Below are 24118 nucleotides of genomic sequence, written 5' to 3' on the forward strand. Positions count from 1 at the left end.
TCCTTATTAAAAGGTGAGGTACTTATGCCAACAGCTACCAGACAACAACAGGTAAAGGCTTACTTTTTAACGGCGATGTGAGGCTGGTCAAAAACTAAGCAAGTTTTAAGCCGTAAATTAAATTTAATTAACATACAAGTAGTTACTAATTTTCAATTGTTGTCTAAACTGCTTTTTGCAAAGAAATCTGACATTTAGGTGCTGTGGCTTGATATAAAATAGACGAGTAACTACGTTGAAATAACTAATCTGGCTTCGTTGGTCTAACCCCTTATATAGCAAACAAAAAGTGTTGCTACGGGTGCGGAACTTCGAAAACAGCAAAATGGAGGCCAATAACAGTGCTGGCAATCCGGTGGAAATTGCGGCTGTAGAAGTGAGGAAAATGGTCGAGTTATTCAGCGTCCAGTCTATTAAGAACAATATGTTATGCAAAATATTTGACCGAATTTTCCAACAATCTGCAAGCCCATGTAGTGGCGCAACAGTTGATGACCACAACAGAGGCGGCAGCTTATCTCAACCTGAACAATTATATGCTGCAAAGTGTCGTTGGCGCTGCCATTATGGGGGTGCTGACTTCCGTTATAGTGGCGTTTTTTCTGGGCACTACAGCCCGCTAAGCGCCTTTTGCTCTGCCTGCTCCAGAATCACCGCGCCGTTGCCTTTAGCCGCCAACATATCATCCGGATTATACAGCGGGCATTTGCTCATACTAAGGCAGCCACAGCCAATGCAGCCGGTCAGGTTATCGCGCAACGATTGCAGGTAGGCAATACGGCCATCCAGCAGACCTTGCCAGTGTGTTGACAGCTGTTGCCAATCGGCCACTGTTGGCGTGCGGTTATCCGGCAGGGATAAGAATGCCTGCTTAATCTCATCCAGGCTGATTCCAACTTTTTGCGCCGCCTTAATTACTGCAATGCGCCTGAGTACCTCGGGTTTATAGCGGCGCTGATTGCCCGCGTTGCGCCAACTGCGGATCAACCCTTGCTGCTCGTAAAAATGCAGAGTACTGACATTAATACCACAGCGTTTAGCGACGACACCAACACTCCAAATCGGCTCGGTCATCTGTTGCTCCTGATTTTTTTCGATGTCTGGCAAAAAAGGCTTTACCTCAACCTTTGTTGAGGTTTTAACCTGTCAGCTCACTTAATGCAAGGAGAGGTTATATGTACTTAGAACATGTCAATTTAGTGGTCGCAGATATTGCTGAGGTTTTACCCTTTTATCATGCCGCTTTTCCGCACTGGCGGGTAAGGGACCAAGGTCATGGCGAATGGTATGGCAAGCCCTGTAACTGGCTGCATTTTGGTGATGATTACCATTACCTGGTATTTAGCGACCATGGTGAGGGGGCCAACCGGGACCTAACAGGCCACAGCGTTGGTTTGGCACACTTTGCCTTTGTCACCACCAACCTGGCGGCGCTGATAGAGCGCTTGGCACAGGCTGGATTTGCGGTGGATGCGCCCGGTGCACAGGAACCGTTTCGTGAAAATGTTTACTTTATCGATCCGGCCGGCTTTGAAGTGGAGTTTGTTCAGTACCTGAGTGACGTCCCGGCCGAGCGAAATTTAAACCGTGCAGTGTCTCAGGAGGCGGTGTGATCTACTGATACTCTCACACAGTTCTGCCTATGTAGGTCTGTGACAGAGTGACTTAGCGGGGCCTTATCCAAAGCATTTAATTTAACCTTTACACCGTGCTTTGGTTGACAGGATCAGTTATTTTAGTGCGCAAACGAAAAAAATATCAAAGGGTTGCCATCGCTATGCAAAAGGAACAACAGGATACACCCAGCCAATTACCGGCCAGTTTAATGGTGCTCGTTGCGCTGTTGCAGGGGCTGGCTTTGCTGTATTTGCACCAGGCCATCGAACTTCATTACTGGCCACACAATCAGCCATCGTGGTTGTTTGCTTTTTATAGTGTGGCTTTTATTTGGCCTAGCATGCTGCTGCTGGGGCTGGATAAAAACAACGTTCTCGCCATGGTAAAACTCACCCTGCCTTTTGCGCTGCTTAGCGCGCTGCTGGGCTTCTACGTCGGCCATCAGGTCACGCCGCTTGAACACATTCGCTTTAATGCGCTGTTGTTCAGCTTTGTGCTAACCATGGCCATTGCTACCTTTAAAGGCTTGATGTACAGCCAGCTGTGGGCCAGTGGTGAGCGCTTCACCTATAGTGCTTTGTTTCTCTGGTCCTGGCGTAACTTCCTCACGTTGTCGTTGGCGCTGTTATTTGCCGGCAGCTTTTGGTTGGGGCTGGTGCTGTGGGGGGCCTTGTTTAAGTCCATTGGTATCGACTTCTTCAACGAGCTGTTTCAGCAGCGCTGGTTTTATTATCCAGCCATCGCGCTGGCAAATGGCTTTGGAATAATCATTTTTCGCAATCTTAGCCGCATTATCGATACCATAGCGCGGCTGCAACAAGCTTTAATGAAATTTCTACTGGTGGCATTATCACTGGTTTCGCTGCTATTTCTCGGCGCTCTGCCTTTTACTGGACTTGAGCCGCTGTGGCAGAGTGGTAGCAGTAGTCTGATTTTATGGATGCAGGCGCTGATGCTGTTTTTTGTCAATGCGGTCTATCAGAATGACGCAGACAACAGACCTTACCCGGTATGGCTACACCGTTTTATCTATATCGGTGTTGCACTGCTTCCTATCTACAGCCTGATAAGCTTTTATGGATTGAGTCTGCGAATTGATCAATATGGTTGGAGCCTCAGTCGTTACTGGGCCTATTTGATCTGGTTTTTGCTGGCACTATTTCCGCTCGGTTACTTGTGGGGCATTGTTAAATACCGGGATCGCTGGACGCACCAATTAAGCCACACCAATGTTGCCATTGGCCTGGTCGTTCTGGCTGCAATGCTACTCGTCAATTCACCCTTGCTGGACTTCAGAAAAATGGTGGTGGAAAATCAATTGCAACGGCTGGCAGATAACAAAGTTAGCGTTGACGACTTTGATATTCGCTATTTTCGCCATCACCTTGCAGCTTCGGGTTACCAAGGATTGCAAAATCTCAAGGCGCAATATGGTGAATCCCATCCGAACTTGCTGTTAAGAATTAACGCCTTGTATGCCGATAGAGTCAATGACTTACCCAGCTCCAGCCGCGACGAGTTTATTGCCGCCATTACGCTATTAACCGATAACACGCCAGATGAATTGCTGACAGCGATTTATGAACAGGAAACCAAGTCCCATTGGCGCATGCAGCAGACTCAGCACTATTTCATACAGGCACTGGATCTGGATCAGGATGGTCAGCTGGAGTACCTCTGGCTTGTCGATCGTGATGGCTACATTGAGATGAAACTGTTTTTTCATGAAGACAAGCAATGGAAATCATCCTATGTCGGCAGCTTTCGAACCGATCAGGATAATGCTGAAAAGATTCGTCAGGCGATCCTCGCCGGGGAAATTGAGCTTGTGCCATCGCGCTGGCATGATGTTGTTATCGGAGAACAGCGCTTTAGGGTAAGGCAGAGTGATTAGATGACTGCTCAATGGTGACCCGTATCAAAACCTGATCAGCTCAATCTATCACAACCAAAAAATAAGCCGCTTTAATCCAGCGGCTTATTTATCTGCTAAAGCTGAGGTTGTATTGTTACAACCCAAGCTTGGTTGGCATCGCCGGCGCCTGGCTATGATCTGGCGGTGGGTTGGCTTTTAGCTCGCCTAAGGTGTGCTCAATGGCGCGCTCCAGCTGCACATCTATGCCGTTATTGACCGCTATTGGGTCTAATTCCACTTCAATATCCGGCGCTACCCCTTCGTTTTCTACCCGCCATTCGCCATCCGGCGTGTAAAAGCGGAAAAACGGCACCACGTGGAAGCCGCCATCTATCATCGGCGGATTGGCCGAAATACCGATTAAACCGCCCCAGGTGCGGGTGCCAATGGTTTTACCTAAGCCCAGTCGCATGAAAGACCAGGGCAGGAAATCGCCACCTGAGCCGGCATCCTGGTCAATTAACATGGTTTTAGGGCCATAAATACCGCCACCTGGCGTGGTAAAGCCCAGGCCAGTGCGGTCTTTCCAGCCTGACAGGAAAGGCCGGCCGAGAATTTCAGTAATATAGTTGGCGGCCTGGCCGCCGCCATTTTTGCGCTCGTCAATAATCAATGCCTGGCGGTCAACCTGCGCAAAGAACATGCGGTTAAAGAAGTAAAAGCCACCATCAGCGGTATTGGGCAGATAGACATAGGCCACCTTACCCCCAGTTTGCTCGTTAACTAACTGCCGGTTTTGCTCGACCCAATGCCATAACCGCAACTGACTGTCATTGGCAATGGGTTCAACGGTAATGGTGCGGCGGTTGCGGCCTCTGGCATCATCAGCCAGAGTCAGCTGTACTTGCTTACCTACCGTATTATCCAATAACTGATAAATATTCTGACGGGCGGTCAGCTCAACACCATTAATGGCTAAAATGAGATCGCCTGCCTTAGCGCTGGCGCCTGGCACTGCCAGCGGTGCTTTTAAAAACGGGCTCCAGCGATCGCCCTGATATACCCGGCTTATCTGATAATGCTGATTGTTCAGTACCAGATCGACACCAAGTAAACCGACATTAGTACTGCTTTCCTGATGCACATCGCCACCGCCAATGCGGTTGTGACCAACCTGCAGTTCGGCAATCATCTCCACCAACACCTCGTTTAAATCTTCACGCCGCTGCACATATTTAAGCATCGGCCGGTATTTGTCATAGACGCCTTGCCAATCGATTCCATGCATATTGGCATCGTAAAAATATTCTTGCTGCATGCGCCAGGCGTCATTAAAGATTTGCTGCCATTCTTGTTGCGGCTGCACAAAACTACTCACAGCTGACAAGTCTATGGCTTTAGGCTCAGGTTTAGCGCTGGCATCGGCAATCTGCAGCCGGTTGGGCCGGCTAATGAGTAACAGCTTTTTGCCATCTGGGCTTAAGTGGTAATCGTCCAGCTCTTTGGCAATAACTTCACTTTTTCGCTCTTTTGCATCAAAACGCTGCAGGCTGGCTCGCTGCGCCTGACCATTTGGCGGTTCGTTACTGGCTCCACTTTGTGGCCATTCCAGATAAAGCAGCGCGCCGTCACTGGCAACACTGAGCTGGCTGTAATTACGCTCAGGCAGAGGTAAGCCAACAATGCGATCACTGATGCCGGCCAGATCAATTCTGACGGCTTTGCCTTTGTTATCCAGCTCTTTTTTCGGCTCCTCTGCTTTATTGATAACTTCATCACCGGTTTTTGGCAATAAGGGCGACTTGCCTTTGGCCGCCAGCACCATGGCATAGATACCGTGGCGAATGGGGCGTTCGCGGGTGGATAAGTCTAAACCTACTTGTGAGGGGCCGGTATTGACCGAGGCGGTAAAATACAGATAGTCCTGACTAAAAGCCGGATGATCAGCATGGCTCATGCCATCAGTTAGTAACTCGTTGCGCAGGGTGACAAAATCGTACAGCTTAATCTGGCTGAAGTAATTGCTGCCTACCACAGTGTAAGCCAGGTAACGACTATCGGCTGAAAACGACACCCTCACGCTGTGTCGCCGCTGTGATTGATCAAGCTGCAGGCTGCGCTTGCGTCTGAAATCATAGCTGTATAAATTCAGGTGGTTGTCCTGGTATACCAGCAACTGATTGTCCGGTGACCAGGCCAATAAATTAAAATAGCCTTTTTCGCCAAGTGCTATCACTTCCGGGCGGCCACTGCCATCCTGATTAATGACCACCAGCTGGTGTTTATTGCCCTCATCTGACAGGTAGGCAATTTTTTTACCGTCATGGCTCCACAGCGCATCAAACTCACGCACGCCTGAGCTTTGCGTCAGGTTACGGGTAGAGCCGTCTGTTACCGGTACGGTAAAAATATCACCGCGGGCACTGAGCAGCACCCTTTGCCCGGTAGTGGATAAACGGGCTGAGGTCAGGGTTTTGCTGGCGTCTTTCCATTGTGGCCGGCGCTGAGCCGATTGCGTGTTAATCTGCACGTTAATACGACGGCTCTGCTGGTTAGTCAGATCCAGCTCATACAGGTAACCACCGGCTTCATACACCACAGTATTGCCATAACCACTGGCACTTTTAATATCCCAGTCGGTTAAAAAGGTCAGTTGTTGCACATTCTGTTGCTGATAACGATATAAATTGACCGCTACATCGTCGCGATCAGATAAAAAATACACCTGCTCACCGAGCCAAAACGGATTAAATTCATTGGCATTGGGATGGGGTATTTTTTCCAGCTGTTGCTGCTCGATATCAATGATCCACACCGGCGGCGTGCTGCCACCCCGATGTAATCGCCAGCCACTGCTTCCACTGTAGGCCATATTGTTTGGTCGGTAGGCCAGTTTTTTACCATCGGCAGACCAGCGGCCTTCAAAGGCCACGGCTTCCATTACTTTTTGCTCAAAACCGCCGGTTAATGGCACCTGGAACAACTGATTGCTACGGCTATTGGCAACTTCGCGGTTAGAAGCAAACAGTACCTTAGTGCCATCCGCACTCCAGCCATTAACAATGTCGGCAGCCGGATGCCAGGTTAAGCGGGTGGCGGTACCGCCACTGACCGGCATCACATAGACATCGGTATTGTTGTCATAGCTGGCTGAAAAGGCTATCCACTGGCCATCGGGTGAAAAGCGTGGCGCGAACTCACTGGCCAGGTGGCTGGTCAGTTGCCGTGGCTGCTGCCCCTGGCGGTCGGTTAACCATAAATTGCCACCATACACAAATACCAGGTGATCTTGTGATACATCAGGCTGTCGTAATAAGCGGGTGCTGTCACTGGCCTGGGCAATTTGGCTCAAAGCAAATAAGGCGCAGAGCGCCAGTAGGAAGGAGTTAAACATAGTGGGTCCCTGCGGCTATTAATGTTTAATTATGATTATAGGTCCGGGTCATGGCGAAATTCTCGCCAGGATCCGCGGTTTATCCTGAAGCGGCAGCGCAATAATATAGCCTTCGTTCTCACGCAAAAAACCGCCGGCAAAATCAGTAATATTCACCTGATGACTTACCAGGATAAGCGGTTGCTCTGTTAAAGGCAGTTGCTGAAGAAAACGGCGTAACTCTGCAGTTTGCGCTTTGGTATTCTCGGGATTTAAGCGGACATTATTCAGCGCGGGCAGGCGTTGTACTTCACCCAGATTCATCAGGCGGCCGGTGTCTAATGCCCGGCAATACTGGCTGCTATAGATAGTGGCGCGGTTAATGCCATGGCTGCGCAAATACTGGCCCCACTGCTCGGCTTGTTGCTGGCCGCTGCGGCTTAAATTGCGCTGGTTCGGGCACAGGTGCAGCTCAAAATTTCGGGGCTCACCGCTGCCGGGTGCCAACGAATGTCGCATCAACAACATCGCCTGACCGTTTTTAAGCTGTTGCAATGCCTCTGCAGTATTAGCAACTGCATTGTTACTGCTCATCAAGGCCAACAGACCTAGCAGACTAAAACTGAAAACCCACCCTAATCGCATAGAAACATACTCCTGTACGGCTCCCTGGCTGATAGTTGTTGCATGCCAGTACAGAATAGTTAATAAAGCTTGTCTGGCCACCTGTTAACGTTGCGCTAATTTCACTGTGAAATCAAGGGGCGATTCCGCTTTACTTAGTCTTTTTGCTGGCAGTATCCGCCCTAAATGGCATAACAAGGCTTAAGCAAAGCGGCCTTTGGCAACCACGGTCTTACCTATGGGGGCCACACTGAGGCCAGCCAGTTTTAAGTGCTGTAAACCAAAGGGGATGCCAATAATAGTGATCATACAGATCAGAGCATGCATCAGATGACCGAGAGCCAGCCAAAAGCCAAAAAAGATAAACCAGACAATATTGCCCAGGGTTCCCAGACCGCCGGTGCCGATGTCGTCATGGTTTTGCAGGTAACGCCGGTTAATGATGTCCTGACCAAAGGGCCAGAACGCCAGCTCACCAATCACAAAGCAAGCGCGGCCAAACGGAATGCCGATAATACTGATAAAACACACTAACCCTACCAGCCACCACAGCAGACCCATGATAAAGCCACCGAGAATAAACCAGAAGATATTAAAGATCAGACGCAACACGCTCATACTGTGTTCCTTGTTAAGTTAAATTATCACTGCAGCGCTGGTTTGGCAGTGTTCAGCCTATGCTATGCCAAAAGAGTGCCAATCTTTAAGTTAATGAATATTATAGTGAAAAAATATATGGCACCCTGCACTCTGGTGACTTTAGCGATAATATAGTCAATTTTAGCAGCAAGAATTGCACTTTTAGCCATGCGTTATATAATTACTGTACCAACCAGTCGGTTTTTACAGCGCAGCAGGAGTATCACTTGGGTAAAAAGGCACAGATCACCGCCTTGCAGATCATTCAGGCGGCGTTACGGGTAGCAGCAGCAAGCGGTGCCGGTAAAGTGACGCTGGATGCGGTAGCCAAAGCGGCCGGGGTCAGCAAAGGCGGGCTGATTTATCATTTTCCCAGTAAAGATGCGCTGATTGCCGCTATGGTGCAGCATTTGCTGGACGATGCCGAATGCCATCGCCAGCAGTTAAGCGCTGATGAACCGTCTTTGCTGGCCGCTTTACTGCAAACCCGGGCATCTTTTAGTCGTAAAATCGCCGGCAATACTGCTATGGCGATTCTGGCGGCCGCCGCCGAGCAGCCGGCCTTGTTAAAACCGGTGCAACAGCACAACCAGGCGTTATTACAACAGATCATGGCACAGTCGTCACAGCAACAGACGATAGCGGGGAGTGCCGCCCCCTCGTCAGCCTTGTTGCTTTTTTTAGCCAGTGAAGCGCTGTTGTTTCATGATCTGTTACATATTTCGCCTTTTACCGAGCAAGAGCGTGAGCAACTGGAACAACAATTAGTACAACAGGCACGGGAGCTGCAAGCATGACACCGCAAAAAAGAGTAATGTTGGGCCTGCTGGGCCTTTGGTTTGGTTTAAGTGGCTGCTCTGAGGCCCCGGCTCCGGCACAGAGTCTGATCGCTACAGTGAAACTATACAGTATTCATGATGATGAGCATGCCAGTAGCCGGCATTTTGTCGGGCGTATTGATGCGGTCAGTACTGTTGACCTGGCGTTTCAGGTCGGTGGCCGCGTGACCGAATTACCGGTGCAGCAAGGGGCTATAGTTCCGGCCGGTGAGTTGCTGGCCAGTCTGGATCCGGCAGATTATCAACTGGCTGTACAGCAGGCCGAAGTGCAGCTGGCGCAGGCCAGTCGCGATCTGGAACGCGGTAAACCGCTGCGTGAGCAAGGCATTTTGACGCCCTCGGCCTATGATCAATTGCTGACCAACTATGAAATTGCCCGGGTGTCGTTGGAAAACGCCCGGCGCAATGTGAACTACACCCAGCTGACAGCGCCATTTGATGCCTTAGTGACTCGCCGGCTGGTAGAGCGATATGCCACTGTCGCCGCTGGCACCCCCTTACTACGGGTGCAGGATATCACTGAGCTGCGGGTGCATATTAATGTGCCTGAGCAAATTATGCGTCAGGTACGTGATACCCGCGATTATCTGGTGTATGTGCGTTTAGCCGGGCAGGATACAGAGCGCTATCCGCTGGCGTATCGGGAACATGCCACTGAAGTGGATCCACTCACCCAAACCTATCAGGTGTCTTTTGCTATGCCAAGGCTGGAGCAGGTGAATTTATTGCCTGGCATGACAGTTCAGGTAGTGACAGAAAAGCTGGCCACAACGGGGACTGTATTGATCCCGGTATCGGCACTGGATACGGCAACACCCGAGCAATTTTTTGTCTGGCGCTATGATGCAACAACGCAGACAGTGCAGCGGGTAGCGGTGCAGGTGGGCAGCATTCGTGAGCAGCAGATTGAGATCCTAAGTGGTTTGCTACAGGGCGATCAGGTGGTGTCTGCCGGGATATATCAGTTGACGCCAGGCCAGCAAGTCCGGCCCTTCAGTGCGTATTAACCCGCTGGACGTAAAAGGAGACTAAGTATGCGCATTGCCAGTTATGCGATAGACAAGCAGGTCAACAGCTGGTTACTGATCATGCTGTGTTTGTTAGGCGGGCTTTGGGCACTGCTGACCATTGGCCGGTTGGAAGATCCGGCCTTTACCCTGAAAGAAGCTATTATTATTACCCAGTATCCGGGCGCCACAGCGCTGGAGGTCGAAGAAGAAGTCACCGAGTTGCTGGAATCTGCTATTCAGCAGTTATCGCAGTTAAAGCGCATTACCTCCAAGTCTATGCCCGGCAAGTCAGAGATCCGGGTGCAAATTCAGGATAAGTACGACGGTAAACAGATGCCACAGATCTGGGACGAGCTCAGGCGCAAGGTCAATGATGCCAGTATGCGTCTGCCCAGTGGCGTGATGACACCGCTGGTTAACGACGATTTCGGCGATGTGTTCGGTATTTTTTATGCTATCACTACCGAGGGCTTTAGTGACAGAGACATCCGCGAGCTGGCAACCTTTTTACGGCGCGAAATGCTGACGGTACCAGGGGTAGCCAAGGTGCAAACGGCGGGTGAGCCGCAAGAGCAAATCAGCGTTGAAATTTCGCATGAGCGCCTACTCGGTATTGGCTTGCCGCTGCAGTTAGTGATTAATACACTGCAAACCGAAAATGCGGTAGCCTCGGCCGGCTCGGTGCAGGTGGGCGACAAACGTGTCCGCTTGCTAAGCAAACCTGGGCTCGATTCAATCAGCGCCATTGAAAACCTGCGTATTGGTAAACCGGGTTCGACCGAGCAACTGAGTATTTACGATGTGGCCAGCGTCAGCCGCGATGAAGTAGAGGTGCCCTCTCAACTGATCCGCTATAACGGTCAGGCGGCCTTTACCCTGGCCATCGCTGGCTTGAGTGACGCCAATATCGTTGATGTCGGTAAAGCGGTCGATGCGCATCTGGCCAGTCTGGCCGGCCGCATTCCTTTGGGCGTGACCCTGCATCCGATCTATCAGCAACACCTGGTGGTAGAAACGGCGATTAACGCCTTTATTATTAATCTGTTGCTGTCGGTGGCTATTGTTATAGCAGTGCTGTGTCTGACCATGGGCTGGCGGGTTGGCCTGGTGGTGGGCGGCACCTTGTTACTGACGGTGCTGGGTACCGTATTTTTTATGCGGTTGTGGCAAATTGAAATGGAGCGTATTTCGCTTGGCGCGTTAATCATCGCCATGGGTATGCTGGTAGACAATGCCATAGTGGTGGCCGAAACCATGCTGATCAATATGCAGCGTGGCATGTCATCGCGCAAGGCTGCGGCCGAAGCGGCCGGGCGCACGCAAGTTCCGCTGTTGGGTGCCACTGTGATTGGCATTATGGCCTTTGCCGGCATAGGCTTATCACCCGACAGTACCGGTGAGTTTTTATTCTCGTTGTTTGCGGTGATGGCGATATCCTTACTGTTAAGTTGGGTGCTGGCGATTTCGGTTACACCCTTGTTTGCGCATTACTTATTTAAAATCAGCCACAGCAGCAGCGATGCCGACCCTTACGCCGGGGTGCTGTATCAGCGCTATGCTGGCCTGTTGCAGCTGGCGCTGCGCCACAGAGCCTTAACGGTAACTGGGTTAGTCGTGCTGACAGCCGCCAGTGTGCTGGGCTTTACCCAGGTGAAGCAGGTGTTTTTCCCCGCCTCTAACACACCGATATTTTATTTGAATTATCTGTTGCCTCAGGGCTCGGATATTCGTGCCACTGCCCGTGATATCGCTAAAATTGAACAACTGGTGTTAGCGCAAGACGAAGTGGTATCGGTGAGCAGCTTTATTGGTGCAGGGGCCAGCCGTTTTATGCTGACCTATGCGCCCGAGCAGCAAAATGCCGCCTATGGCCAGTTGATTATCCGCACTGAGCAGCGCGAACAAATCGTACCCTTGATGCAGCGGCTGCGTGCTGAACTGCCACCGATGTTGCCGCAGGCAGAAATTTATACCCAGCAATTGATGTTTGGCCCGGGCAGTGGTGCCAAGTTACAAATTCGGGTGTCTGGCGCGGATGAAACTGTACTGCGTCTACTGGGCCAGCAAGTCACCGAACTGATGCGTGCTGATGCAGCTATTACCGATTTACGTCAGAACTGGCGGCAGCGCGAGTTGGTGATAGTGCCCGATTTTAACGAAGAGCGGGCCAGGGTGGCAGGCATCAACCGCACTGAACTGGCGCAAACGCTGGAGTTTGCCAGTAGTGGGGTGCGCAGTGGCGTGTTTCGCGAACACGACAAGCAAATCCCGATAGTGGTCAGGCCGCCTGCCAGCGAGCGTTTTGATATTGACCGCTTGCATGATCGGATGATCTGGAGTGCCAGTGACAATACCTATATACCCATTACCCAGGTGATTAATGGCCTGGTTACCCAAACCGAAGAAGCAAAAATACAACGGCTGGATCGGCAAAGAACCTTAACAGTGGAAGCGGAGCCGGCGGTGGGCTTTACCGCCGATCAGGCATTAAAACGTGTACGGCCACATTTAGAGGCACTGGCCTTGCCGACCGGCTATCAGCTGAGTTTTGGCGGCGAGTATGAAAGTGCCGCTGAAGCCCAGGCCTCGCTGGCCGCGCAATTACCACTGAGTTTTATTGTGATGCTGGTGATCAGTATTTTACTGTTCGGTGCCTTAAAGCAGCCGTTAGTGATTTGGCTTATTGTCCCTATGTCTATTTGCGGTGTGACCGCCGGCTTATTGCTTTCGGGTTTACCTTTCGGTTTTACCGCCTTGCTGGGCTTTTTAAGCTTATCGGGGATGCTGATAAAAAATGCCATAGTGCTGGTAGATGAAATTGAGCTGCAATTAAGGCAAAGCACTGACAAACTGCAGGCAATAGTTCAGGCCAGTACCAGCCGGATGCGGCCGGTATTGTTAGCGGCGCTGACTACTATTCTGGGTATGGCGCCACTGTTGTGGGATGCCTTTTTCAACAGCATGGCGGTTACTATCATGGCCGGACTGGCGTTTGCCACTATTTTGACGCTGATAGCGGTACCGGTGTTTTATGCACTGTTGTTTAGAATAAAACCGGCTGCGTCGGCCGCTTAGCTGGCGCAGCGAATACACAAGTTGGTAAAAGGGATGGCGGCTAAGCGGGCGATGGCAATGTCTTCACCGCATTGCTGGCATTGCTGGTAAGTACCGGCTTCCATGCGTTGCAAGGCCACGCTTATTTGTGCCAGCTCAGTTGCAGCATGCTGCTCCAGGCTATTGAGCACTTGTTCATTCTCGCGCTCAACAGCTTGCTCGGCTGAGTCGGCATCACGGCCTTGCGCAAAATCACGATGAATGGCCGCCATTTGGCGTTCGAGCAACGCCTTTTTTTCCAGTAATTGATGCTTGAGTTGTTGTATTGGCATAACACCCCCTTAATCAGCTTGTCATAACAGCATAGCCGTTTTTACCGGGGGTGCACTTGATGTAACGCAAGTTGTGCCTGATTTGTCTGGTTTATTGCTGTTTTTGCTGCTCTTGTTGCTGTTCTTGTTGTAATTGCCACATACGGGCGTATTCGCCTTGTTGTTGCAATAATTGCTGATGGGTGCCTTGCTCAGCCAGCTTGCCCTGTTTAAGCACAATAATGTTATCGGCATCGGTAATGGTAGATAGCCGGTGAGCAATCACCAGACTGGTATGATTACGGCTCACCTGAGCAATGGCCTTTAATATAGCTTGCTCTGAGGTGGAATCCAGCGCTGAGGTGGCTTCATCAAATACCAGAATGGGCGAGCCCTTTAGCATAGCGCGGGCGATAGCGATGCGTTGTTTCTCACCCCCTGATACTTTTAAACCGCGCTCACCCACCAGGGTATTAGCGCCATCCGGCAAGCTGTTTATAAAGGCTCGCAGCTGCGCCATATCAATCGCTTGCTCAATTTCTGTTGCGCTGGCACCCGGGCGGCCATAGGCAATATTGTCGATAATACTGCTATTAAACAGCACCGTATCCTGCGGCACTATGGCGATAACCTGACGCAGGCTCTGTAGGGTGACCTGCCTGATATCCTGGCCATCAATCTCAATACTGCCGCTTTGGCTCTCATAAAAGCGGTATAGTAGCCGGGCTATAGTACTTTTACCGGCACCGCTGGCGCCGACTATGGCCACTTTACAGCCAGGTGGCACCTCAAAACTGAGCGCATCAAGAATAGGGCGTTGGGGTTGGTAGCCAAAACTCACTTGCTTAAAGCTGACTTTAGCCTGTTGCAACTGCAGTGGCTTTGCGCTGTGACTATCGCGGATCTGCGGCTGGCGGGTCAGTAAGCCCAGCATGTTTTCTAAATCGGTTAGTGCCCGGCGGATTTCGCGATAAACAAAGCCTAAAAAATTTAATGGCAAAAAGAGTTGGATCATATAAGCATTAATCATCACCAGCTCACCGATACTCAGCTCGCCGTTGACGACCTGAGCCGCTGCCAGCCACATTAAGGCAGTAATCGCCATGGCAATCAATAACGCCTGGCCTGAGTTTAGTGCCAGCAGGCTTAAACGGTTTTTCAGGCGCGCCCGTTCCCACTTGGCTAAGAAACCATCGTAGGTGTCGGCTTCATATTGTTCATTATTAAAGTATTTAACGGTTTCATAATTCAACAGGCTGTCGACAGCCCGGCTGTTAGTGGTGTTATCCGCCTGATTGGCTTCCCGAATAAAAGCATTACGCCACTCGGTAACATACACAGTGAAAAAGATATAAACCGCTACGGCAAACAGCGTAATAACGGCATAAAGTGGTGAGAACAACCAGCTGAAAATCAGCGCGACTGCCAGAATTTCAAACAGGGTGGGCACAATATTAAACATCAAAAAGCGCATCAGAAAACTCAGGCCATTGCTGCCGCGCTCGATGTCGCGGCTGATGCCACCCGTTTGCCGATCCAGATGAAAAGCCAGCTCTAAACTGTGCAGGTGCTGAAATACCTTAAGGCCAATCTGACGCATTGCATGCTCGGTTACCCGGCCAAACAGCGCATCACGAATTTCACCAAACAGCACAGAGGCAAAACGCAGGCTGCCGTATAACAGCAATAAAGCGACAGGCACCAATAGCAGGCTGTGCAAATTACCATCTACCGCATCAATAATTTCTTTTAAGGCCCAGGGCATCAGCAAGCTGGCGCCCTTTGCCGCCAGTAGCGCAAGAACTGCCAGCAACACCCGGCCTTTAAAAGCCATCAGATAAGGCCAGAGCGTACGTACGCTTTGGCCAAGTCCCATTGCATCAGGTCGTTTTTGCGGCTCTGGTTGTTTTGCCGTACTTCTGATCCCGCGCATACCGGCCCCTTAATGCTTGTCAGGCAAGGTGTAAATGGCGGCTATTATGCAGCGGCGTTTAGCGATAAGTACAGAGATAAGCGGTATCTTGCTTTACTTTAAGCTGAAAAGTTTCATTGGCTGCAATGTTAAAATGCTGGCCGCTGCTAAAGGTTTGCCAGTCTGTTGCCCCGGGCAGCAATACGGTTAAGGCGCCGCTTATTACCGTCATCACTTCATGCTGGCTGGTGCCAAACTCATAGTCTCCCGGCGCCATGACGCCTACAGTCGCCGGCAATGCCTCACCAGCAAAGGCAATAGAAGCAACCTTGCCATCAAAATACTGATTAACCTTAAACATAAATACTCCAAAGTAGTGGTTTACCTTAACGCTTACCAGTAAACCTGAAAAGGGGCGTGGTGCAAAGTACTATTTAGCGCTTTAGATGTCCAGAAGTTCATATTGACGATGGCTGTAAAATTATCGGACGATTATGTTTATAAAAATAAAAGGCATTTGCAGTTAAAGGTTAATGAAATTGCCATAAATGCGGCCTATAGTGATAACCCCTGTAAAAGGGCGAGCGAATATAACAATAGTGGACATAACAATAACAGTGGCGCTGCAGTGATTAGCGCCTGAACCTTAACCATGGAATATCACAATGAAAACGATATTAAGCCTGATGTTGCTGTTAGCCACGCTAACAGTCTGGGCACAACAACCTATTGCCTATTGGGCACAAAACAGCAATTCTTTACCGGGTGGCGGGGCATTTAACCCGGCGTCTTTCCCGCAAACGGCGGATGTCGGCCTGGGGCAATTAAGCCTGTCTGACTTTGATCAGACGCAGGTCGCCAATGGCAGCTACCAGTACCTGCAAGCCTTTGCTGGTAGCAGTATTAATGCTCTGAGTGGCTTTGCGGCCGGTGGCTCCTTAGCGATTCAGGGCGGAAATGGCCTGAGTAATAATGGCGCCAGTATTGTTATAAAGGTCGACAGCACAGGCTTTACTGATTTAAACATCAGCTGGGCACAGCAGGCCACGGCCACTGGCTTTAATAGCCGTACTTTGTCCTGGTCGGTTGATGGCGAGAATTATCAGTTTATTGTTAACGACACTAACAGTGGCGCTTTGGCGATGAGCTTACGCCAATTTGATTTATCGGCCATCACTGAGCTCAATGATCAGGCCGAAGTGTATTTTAAAATCACCCTGGATGGCGCGGCTAATGCCACCGGTAATAACCGCTTTGACAATATTCTAGTCAGTGGCAGTGTGTTGGCTGATGTCGGTCGCATCACCGTTTACGAGCGTGACTTTACCACTAATCCTTTTAATGCCGGCTGGCGTGAAGTCAGTGTTAGTGGCAGCGAGCGCTGGGACTGGAATGGCTCCTTTGGTAATATCAGCTTTAGCGGTTTTGTCTCAGGCAGTTGCCGGCCAAATGACAGCTGGTTAATTTCTCCGGCCTTTAATTTGGATGCACAAGCTGACGAGCGTCTATCTTTTGATATTGCCCGTGGTTTTGGCGGCACAAATGGCCTGGAAGTGTACTACTCCACGGTAGCTAATGCGGCTGACAACTTTAACACGGCTGACTGGCAACTACTGACCACTATCACCACCGCTGACTTTAGCACCAACAATGTGCCGGTGCGTTTCGCTGATTTTGAGCAATTAGCCCAGCAAAGTGGTGTGGCCTATATTGCGTTTCGCTATGCGTTTGAGGAAGGCAATTGCAGCACCTGGCGTCTGGCGAATATTCAGCTGACGGCCCTGGCCAATACCACGGTGGCAGATTTTGCTTGTGGTAATCCGGTCGATCGTATTCACACTGTGCAGGGTAGTGGTTTCCAAAGTCCGTTACAGGGCGCTTATGTGCAATTAGAAGCTGTGGTCACGGCCAGTTTCCAGCAAACTACTGATGGCGGTCTGGGTGGTTTTTACCTGCAGGAAATGCAAGCTAATACCGATGCTAATCCACACAACTCTGAAGGCATTTTTGTCTACGACAATGGCTTTGGCGTCACAGTACAACAGGGCGATCTGGTGCGGGTAGCCGGTACTGTTGCTGAGTACTTTGAAGAAACCCAGTTAACTAATCTTACTGATGTGGCAGTGTGCGGCAGTGGTTATGCCTCAGCCGTAACGCCAGTTGCGGTCAGCTTGCCTGTCCATAGCTTTGCTGAGCTTGAAGCTTTAGAAGGCATGTGGGTGAGCACAGCGGCTGATTACACCGTGAGCGATGTGTTTAATGCGGTGCGTTTTGGTGAGTTTACCGTGTCAAATGGCCGCTTAATGGTGCCTACTCAGGTGGTATCACCTGGTCCGGACGTGGCCGCAGTAATGGCAGAAAACAGCCGTAATCGCTTAATTATTGATAATGCCCGTACCGGCACGAACCGTTTGCCCTTTATCAATGGTGAAGATGCGATTAATCCGTTATCGGCGGTTAACCCCATACGCAATGGCAGCCTGTTACAAGCCGGTTTCAACGGTATTATGTCGTATGGTTTTGCCGCTTACCGCTTGCGCAAGTTGGAAGAGCCGCGTTTTATCAGCGCCGCGAATCCGCGCACAGCACAGTCAGATTTAGCTTCGGGTAATTTACGTGTGGCCACCTATAACGTGGAAAACCTGTTTGTTACTTTGCAGCAAAGCGGCAATGTTTGTGGGCCCAATGCGCTGAGTTGTCGCGGTGCCACCAGTAGCTCTGAGCTGGAACGGCAACTGGCTAAAATCACCTCAGCTATTCTGGCCATTGATGCTGCGGTATATGCGTTAATAGAAATTGAGAATGATGCTGATGATGCCACCTTAACCTTATTGGTGGATCGGTTAAATCAGCAATCAACAGACGCTGACTGGGCTTTTATCCGTACCGGCTTTATCGGCACTGATGCCATAAAACCCGCTTTTATTTATCGTGCTAACCAGGTATCGCCGGAAGGGGTGTATGCGGTATTAGACGATAGTGTTGACCCTGATTTTGATACTTCACGCCAGCGTCCGGCATTAGCGCAAAGCTTCCGTACTGCGCAAAATGCCATTTTCACTGCAGTAGGGGTGCACTTAAGAGCTAAGGCCTCTTGTCCAAGCGGTAACATCCCGGATGCCGATCAGGGTGATGGTCAGGGCTGTTGGAATCAATGGCGCAGCCGCGCAGCCTCGGCGCTAACGCGTTGGTTAGATACAGATCCGACCGCTGTGGCCGACACGGATTATCTGGTGCTGGGTGATTTTAATGCCTATGCCATGGAAGATCCGATGCGCATTTTAGCTGAGGCGGGTTATGTTAACCTGGCAACGGCAACTAATGGTGGCAGCAGTAATCATTATAGCTACACCTTTATGGGCGAGGCGGGCAGTTTAGATCATGCTATAGCGTCTCCTTCAATGCTTGCTCAGTTTGTCGAAGCTAAAGCCTGGCACATCAATGCTGATGAAATCCCTGCCTTTAACTACACTGAGGGCAATTTACCGGGTGCTGGCAATCTGCCAAAACCGGCAAGCTTTTATAATGCCGATCCGTTCCGCTCTTCTGATCACGATCCTTTAGTGATTTCGTTGCAGTTAGCGCCGGTTTTCCCACCGGTAGTTATTGAGCTGCAAATGATTAGGGTTAATCGTGGCCGCTCAGGTGCTACCCTGGTGCAATTGCGCTGGAGTAGTGATGCAGAGCAAGCACTCACTTTATATCGTAACGATACACCGGTCGCCAGTTTAAGCCGGCCGGGGCGCTATAATGACCATTTTAAAGATGCCGCAGCCAGCAGCGCAACCTATCGCCTGTGTTTAGATGCAACGGCGCAATGCTCTGAGCCTCTGGTGGTTAATTTTTAAATAGTTTTAACTAAGCTTATAAGTTAAGTTTACCCTAATAAAAAACCTGCCAGCTGGCAGGTTTTTTTTTAACAGACCTAAATACTTAAGCGGCTTTGGTTTGCGCTTGTTCTTGCTTTAACGCATCAGCGCCATTAGGTTGCTGGCTTAAGGTTTTATCTGCCGCCAGATAATTTGGCTCGAAGTCATCTACGTTAATCGCGAATAACCGGCCTTTTTCTGCCACTATCAGCTTGTCGGCTTCGGCTTGGGTAATCACACCCAACGCTAAACCTAAGGCCGCCACTTCTGCTAAGCGATAGAAAGGTAAGCGTTTATTGGCAGCCTTTGCCACTTTATCAAACAGAGGCTCAGCGGCCAGCACATCGGTCAACGCCTGCTCCATTAAGCCCAACTGATTGCCTGGCTCAACCGTCATATACAGGTGATGCGCCAGTCGGTTACGGGCTTCACAGGGCGTTTGCATAATGCGTGCAACCTGATGATCCAGTATGTCGGCAGGTTTGCGCAAGGTACGACCCCACGGAAATACCACGCGCTTTAATAACACACCAACCAGACGGTTAGGGAAGTTATTAAACAACTCATCCAGCGCTAATTGCGCTTTGGCCAGGTTATCTTCACAGCACCATTGTACAAAAGGTAAATCCTGCACCTGACGGCCTTCATCCTGATAACGTTTGAGCACTGCTGAAGTTAAATACAGCATGCTTAAGATATCACCCAGTCGGGCAGAGATACGTTCACGGCGTTTTAAATCACCGCCAAGGGTGCCCATAGCCACATCAGACATCAATGCCATGGCTGCACTAAACCGGTTCATTTGCTTGTAGTATTTAGCTGTTTCATCCTGATAAGGGCTGTGACTAAAGACACCACCGCTTAACGATAACCAAAAGGTACGGAAGAAATTACTGATGGCAAAGCCAATATGACCAAACAAGGCTTTATCAAAGGCAGTAACAGCCGCTCCTTGATCAGTTAACTGTGCTGCCTGCAGTTCAGCGAGTACGTAGGGATGGCAACGAATAGCACCCTGACCATAGATAATCATATTACGGGTCAGAATATTGGCACCTTCAACGGTAATGGCCACAGGTGCGCCCTGATAGCCACGCGCCAGATAGTTATTTGGGCCCATACAAATACCCTTACCGCCATGAATGTCCATGGCATCATTAATGGCCGTGCGCATGCGCTCGGTCATATGGTATTTGGTAATAGCAGAGATAACAGACGGTTTTTCGCCTAAATCGATGGCACCTACTGACATAGTAGTAGAAGCATCTGCCATATAGGCATAACCACCAATACGTGCCATGGCTTCTTCTACGCCTTCCATTTTACCTATTGGTAATTTAAATTGGCGACGAATCCGTGAATAAGCGCCGGTCGCCATAGCGGCGGCCTTAATACCACCTGTGCTGTTTGATGGCAGAGTAATAGCGCGGCCAATTGACAGGCATTCCATCAACATACGCCAGCCCTGACCCGCCATAGCCGGGCCACCAATAATATAATCCAGGGGTACAAAAATATCTTTACCCTGAGTTGGTCCATTCTGGAATGGCACATTCAGCGGGAAATGACGGCGCCCAATTTTCACGCCAGGCGTATTGGCTGGGATCAGCGCACAAGTAATACCTAAATCTTCTTTATCACCCAGCAGCTTATCCGGATCCTGCAGTTTAAACGCCAAGCCCAATACCGTAGCAATAGGTGCCAGCGTAATATAGCGTTTGTCCCAGGTCAGGCGCATGCCTAAGACTTCTTTACCTTGCCAATCGCCTTTACAGACAATACCAAAGTCTGGAATAGCACCGGCGTCAGAGCCGGCTTCCGGGCTGGTTAAGGCAAAACATGGCACATCAATACCTTTGGCCAGACGGGGTAAATAATATTGTTGTTGTTGCTCCGTACCATAGTGCTGTAACAATTCGCCCGGGCCTAAAGAGTTAGGCACGCCAACGATACTGGATAACATCATGCTTTTACTGGTCAGCTTTTGCAGCACACAAGATTGGGCAAAAGCAGAAAACTCCAGGCCACCAAATTCTTTTTTGATGATCATGGCAAAAAAGCCATTAGCTTTCAGATATTCATACACTTCTGGTGCTAAGTCTGAGCGCTCGTGGGTGCTGTGCCAGTCGTCAACCATGGCCAACAGCTCTTCTACCGGGCCATCTAAAAAGGCTTGCTCTTCTGCACTTAACCGCGGCTTAGGGAAATTGTGCATTTTATGCCAGTCTGGGTTACCGCGGAATAAATCTGCTTCCCACCAGGTAGTGCCGGCATCAATAGCTTCTTTTTCGGTGGTAGACATTTCCGGCATGATTTTGCGGTATATGCCCAGTAATGGCTTGGTCAGGTAACGTTGGCGAATGACCGCAATATTCAGCGGCAGGGCCAGCAGCAGAAAAATAACCCAGCTAATTACACCGGTTGTTGCAGTTAAGGTACCCACTACCAGCAAAGCGGCAATAGCAATGGTAAACATTGTTAGGCTGGCACGATAGTAAGATAAAACACTTACCATCAGCAGTAGCACGACAAAAAAATAAAACAGATTCATTATAATCTCCTGGATAGAGGTCTGACCACTAATCTCCAAGCTTAGAGTGCTTTAGATAAAGTTGCAAGTACTTATCACCTTAGGCTAACAAACTGATTGTCAACTTAAGTTGCAGGCACTAGTCTTGAGAGTTAGTAATGGAACGCTGCAAATGTAAGTTATTTACACTTTATATTTACGTATAAAGATAGCCCTCTGGCTCAGTGTTTGCTAAGCAATGCGTGGTTTTAGTGAGTCACCGGCCAAAAATGAAGGATTCCGGATGTGTGAATTACTGGGTATGTCAGCTAATGTGCCAACAGATATTTGTTTTAGTTTTAAAGGGTTAAAAGAGCGGGGCGGTCGCACCGGGCCACATAAAGATGGCTGGGGAGTGGCGTTTTATGAAAAAAAAGGGGTTTGTACTTTTAAAGATGCGCTGCCAAGCCATCAATCTGAAATAGCCCGCTTGGTGTCAGATTGTCCGATTAAAAGTACCGCGGTGATTGCCCATGTGCGCCAGGCCAACCGTGGCCGGGTTGGCCTGGAAAATACCCACCCGTTTACCCGGGAACTGTGGGGCCGTTACTGGACTTATGCGCACAATGGCCAGCTAACCGATTACAAACAGCTTAAGCTGGGGCGCTTTTTGCCTGTGGGCACCACCGATAGTGAGCGGGCTTTTTGTTATTTACTGGGTGAGCTGGAGCAGCGTTTTGGTCAGCGTTCACCAGGGCCGAAGGCTGCTTTTCGTTTTATTCAAAAGCTGGTCCCTAAGCTGCAGCAGCTAGGCGTTTTTAATATGCTACTGACAGATGGTGAGTACCTGCTCACCTATTGCACCACCAAGCTGCATTGGATCACCCGTCGCGCCCCTTTTGGCATGGCGCGTTTGTCGGATGTTGATGTGGATATCGATTTTAGCCGGGAAACCACACCTAATGATGTGGTGACTATTATTGCCACTGAACCCTTAACTAATAACGAGCAGTGGCACCGGATGTTGCCCGGAGAAAGTCAGTTATTTCGCTACGGCGAGCCTATCGTCTGAATGGTTTCTCTCAGCAGATAACGTTTGAAGCACAGCCTCAGAGAGTGTCAGTTTATGTAACTGTACATCAAATTGCTCGACGTTATCTTCGCCGTGCCAGATGCGAACCAGCATGAAGTCCAGCTCGGGAGCCAGCCAGGCCAGTACTTGCTTTTTCGGATCGTCATCCACCCGGGCAACGCGAATCGCGCGGATAGTGCCATAGGGCAGGGCTAAAGGCTCTTCTGTAACCACGCGGTAATAGTAGGTTTTACTGTTGCCGTTACGATTAAGCACTTCGTAAGAAAACTCGGTTTTACCCGCTTTCACGTCCAGTGCCAGTTGCTGATGAAAGCTTAACGGATCCAGCCATTGTGGCTGCCAACTGTCGGCTTTCAGTCGTTGCTCTTTGCCGACAAAGAGTTGCTGTTGCTGCTGATTTAAATGCAGTTCGTAATGACGGCTTGAACCGGTACCGCTGCGGGTCATGAGATAAGATAATGGTTTAACATGTTGTTTTTCTAGCAAAAAACGCGATACCTCACTGCGCCTGTCTCGAAAAACAAGCCAGCTGATATTACTGCTATAGCCCAGCTCATAAACGCCATCTTGCTCTGTTAAATAACGTTTGGCTTCACCGTGTTTTTTACCACCGCGATAAACAATATATTGAGCTTCAAAGGGGGTTAACTGAAGACTGGGTTCGGTTGCTGCCTGCAAGGTAGTGCTGCTGAGAAAGGCGGCACTGCACAGGCAGATACTGAAAAAAAATGACGCTTTACTGCGCCATTTCATGCTCATCATTGGCATCTTCATCATTGGCATAACCCTGCTGTGGTAGTAACTGATTATCTAACCATGCCTGATCTGCACGCTGCTGTAAACGTTGCTGGCAAAACCACCGTACCACTAGAGGGTAAATCTGATGTTCTTGCTCATGCACCCGTTCAGCCACACTGCTGGCATCATCGTCGGGAAATACCGGTACCTTGGCCTGCAGTATCACCGGGCCACCATCTAATTGCTCAGTGACAAAGTGTACGCTGCAGCCATGTACGCTGTCACCGGCGTCAATTGCGCGCTGGTGAGTATGTAATCCTTGGTACTTCGGCAGCAAAGAAGGATGAATGTTCAATAATTTTCCGGAATAATGTGCAACAAAGCCAGGCGATAAGATCCGCATAAAGCCGGCAAGCACCACCAGATCAGGTGAGAATTTCTCAATTTGCCGGATTAGCGCCATGTCATAAGCGTCACGGCTGGCAAAGTCTTTATGGCTTAACACTACAGCGGGCACGGCAGCTTGCCGGGCCCGCTCTAAACCGTAGACGTTGGCTTTATTGGAGATAACAGCACTGACCTGGCCAGGAATAAAACCACTGCCACAAGCATCAAGTATCGCCTGTAAATTACTGCCATTGCCCGAAATCAGTACAACTATAGATTTCATGCCGC

Annotated in this window: 18 protein-coding genes; 8 read left to right on the forward strand and 10 right to left on the reverse strand. The window is 49.9% G+C overall.

From position 1 onward, the window contains the following. The first annotated feature begins 440 nt into the window (after window positions 1–440). Window positions 441–623, forward strand: coding sequence for a hypothetical protein (locus V7D78_RS02245; protein ID WP_333606799.1), 183 nt, complete (start codon window positions 441–443; stop codon window positions 621–623). On the opposite strand, the gene soxR is transcribed toward V7D78_RS02245, so the two are convergent. Continuing rightward, on the reverse strand, window positions 610–1074 hold the full coding sequence (gene soxR, locus V7D78_RS02250) for a redox-sensitive transcriptional activator SoxR (RefSeq protein ID WP_333606800.1): 465 nt from the start codon (window positions 1072–1074) through the stop codon (window positions 610–612). The genes V7D78_RS02245 and soxR overlap by 14 nt on opposite strands. Window positions 1075–1175: 101 nt before the next feature. Between soxR and V7D78_RS02255 the strand changes: the two genes are divergently transcribed. After that, the gene (locus V7D78_RS02255; RefSeq protein ID WP_333606801.1) at window positions 1176–1613 is read left to right on the forward strand and encodes a VOC family protein; all 438 of its coding nucleotides are present in this window, start codon (window positions 1176–1178) and stop codon (window positions 1611–1613) included. Between the two features lie 164 nt (window positions 1614–1777). Further along, window positions 1778–3511: a DUF4153 domain-containing protein gene (locus tag V7D78_RS02260; protein ID WP_333606802.1), complete on the forward strand. Its 1734-nt coding sequence runs from the start codon at window positions 1778–1780 to the stop codon at window positions 3509–3511. A gap of 115 nt (window positions 3512–3626) precedes the next feature. Here V7D78_RS02260 and V7D78_RS02265 read toward each other — a convergent pair whose 3' ends face one another. From V7D78_RS02265 to V7D78_RS02275, 3 genes are all read right to left on the reverse strand, one after another. After that, window positions 3627–6866, reverse strand: coding sequence for a S41 family peptidase (locus V7D78_RS02265; protein WP_333606803.1), 3240 nt, complete (start codon window positions 6864–6866; stop codon window positions 3627–3629). A 48-nt stretch (window positions 6867–6914) separates the two neighbouring features. Further along, on the reverse strand, window positions 6915–7490 hold the full coding sequence (locus tag V7D78_RS02270; protein WP_333606804.1) for a histidine phosphatase family protein: 576 nt from the start codon (window positions 7488–7490) through the stop codon (window positions 6915–6917). A gap of 180 nt (window positions 7491–7670) precedes the next feature. Further along, window positions 7671–8087 carry a YccF domain-containing protein gene (locus V7D78_RS02275; RefSeq protein ID WP_333606805.1) on the reverse strand — a complete coding sequence of 139 codons (417 nt, stop codon included), beginning with the start codon at window positions 8085–8087 and terminating at the stop codon, window positions 7671–7673. A 248-nt stretch (window positions 8088–8335) separates the two neighbouring features. Between V7D78_RS02275 and V7D78_RS02280 the strand changes: the two genes are divergently transcribed. Genes V7D78_RS02280 through V7D78_RS02290 form a run of 3 tightly spaced genes read left to right on the forward strand, consistent with a single transcriptional unit; the run spans window position 8336 to window position 13032 of the window. Then, window positions 8336–8905, forward strand: a complete 570-nt coding sequence (locus V7D78_RS02280) for a TetR/AcrR family transcriptional regulator (RefSeq protein WP_333606806.1) — start codon at window positions 8336–8338, stop codon at window positions 8903–8905. Beyond that, complete coding sequence (locus tag V7D78_RS02285) at window positions 8902–9954, forward strand: efflux RND transporter periplasmic adaptor subunit (protein ID WP_333606807.1); 1053 nt, start codon at window positions 8902–8904, stop codon at window positions 9952–9954. The genes V7D78_RS02280 and V7D78_RS02285 overlap by 4 nt, the downstream gene beginning before the upstream one ends. 27 nt (window positions 9955–9981) lie before the next feature. Beyond that, window positions 9982–13032 (forward strand): efflux RND transporter permease subunit, encoded by a 3051-nt coding sequence (locus V7D78_RS02290; protein WP_333606808.1) that lies wholly within the window; start codon window positions 9982–9984, stop codon window positions 13030–13032. Here V7D78_RS02290 and V7D78_RS02295 read toward each other — a convergent pair. The 3 genes from V7D78_RS02295 to ppnP form a co-directional block, all read right to left on the reverse strand. Beyond that, window positions 13029–13343 (reverse strand): TraR/DksA family transcriptional regulator, encoded by a 315-nt coding sequence (locus V7D78_RS02295; RefSeq protein WP_333606809.1) that lies wholly within the window; start codon window positions 13341–13343, stop codon window positions 13029–13031. The two genes, V7D78_RS02290 and V7D78_RS02295, sit on opposite strands and share 4 nt — an antisense overlap. A 91-nt stretch (window positions 13344–13434) precedes the next feature. Beyond that, the gene (locus V7D78_RS02300; protein WP_442886491.1) at window positions 13435–15255 is read right to left on the reverse strand and encodes an ABCB family ABC transporter ATP-binding protein/permease; all 1821 of its coding nucleotides are present in this window, start codon (window positions 15253–15255) and stop codon (window positions 13435–13437) included. Between the two features lie 58 nt (window positions 15256–15313). Continuing rightward, entirely contained in the window at window positions 15314–15595 is a 282-nt protein-coding gene (ppnP, locus tag V7D78_RS02305; RefSeq protein ID WP_333606810.1) for a pyrimidine/purine nucleoside phosphorylase, read from the reverse strand. A gap of 304 nt (window positions 15596–15899) precedes the next feature. On the opposite strand from ppnP, the gene V7D78_RS02310 reads away from it, so the two are divergent. Then, complete coding sequence (locus V7D78_RS02310; protein WP_333606811.1) at window positions 15900–19082, forward strand: ExeM/NucH family extracellular endonuclease; 3183 nt, start codon at window positions 15900–15902, stop codon at window positions 19080–19082. An 85-nt stretch (window positions 19083–19167) separates the two neighbouring features. Here V7D78_RS02310 and fadE read toward each other — a convergent pair whose 3' ends face one another. Beyond that, the gene (fadE, locus tag V7D78_RS02315; RefSeq protein WP_333606812.1) at window positions 19168–21654 is read right to left on the reverse strand and encodes an acyl-CoA dehydrogenase FadE; all 2487 of its coding nucleotides are present in this window, start codon (window positions 21652–21654) and stop codon (window positions 19168–19170) included. 262 nt (window positions 21655–21916) lie between these two features. Here fadE and V7D78_RS02320 point away from each other — a divergent pair, with 262 nt between their 5' ends. Next, window positions 21917–22684, forward strand: a complete 768-nt coding sequence (locus tag V7D78_RS02320) for a class II glutamine amidotransferase (protein WP_333606813.1) — start codon at window positions 21917–21919, stop codon at window positions 22682–22684. Here V7D78_RS02320 and V7D78_RS02325 read toward each other — a convergent pair. Together V7D78_RS02325 and purN are read right to left on the reverse strand one after the other, a co-directional pair. Next, complete coding sequence (locus tag V7D78_RS02325) at window positions 22655–23482, reverse strand: DUF3108 domain-containing protein (protein ID WP_333606814.1); 828 nt, start codon at window positions 23480–23482, stop codon at window positions 22655–22657. The two genes, V7D78_RS02320 and V7D78_RS02325, sit on opposite strands and share 30 nt — an antisense overlap. Continuing rightward, entirely contained in the window at window positions 23442–24113 is a 672-nt protein-coding gene (gene purN / locus V7D78_RS02330) for a phosphoribosylglycinamide formyltransferase (RefSeq protein ID WP_333606815.1), read from the reverse strand. Before purN ends, V7D78_RS02325 begins: the two co-directional genes overlap by 41 nt. Between the last annotated feature and the right edge of the window lie 5 nt (window positions 24114–24118).

It is taken from the genome of Arsukibacterium sp. (genome assembly GCF_036735525.1).
In the GTDB taxonomy this organism is placed as follows: domain Bacteria; phylum Pseudomonadota; class Gammaproteobacteria; order Enterobacterales; family Alteromonadaceae; genus Alishewanella.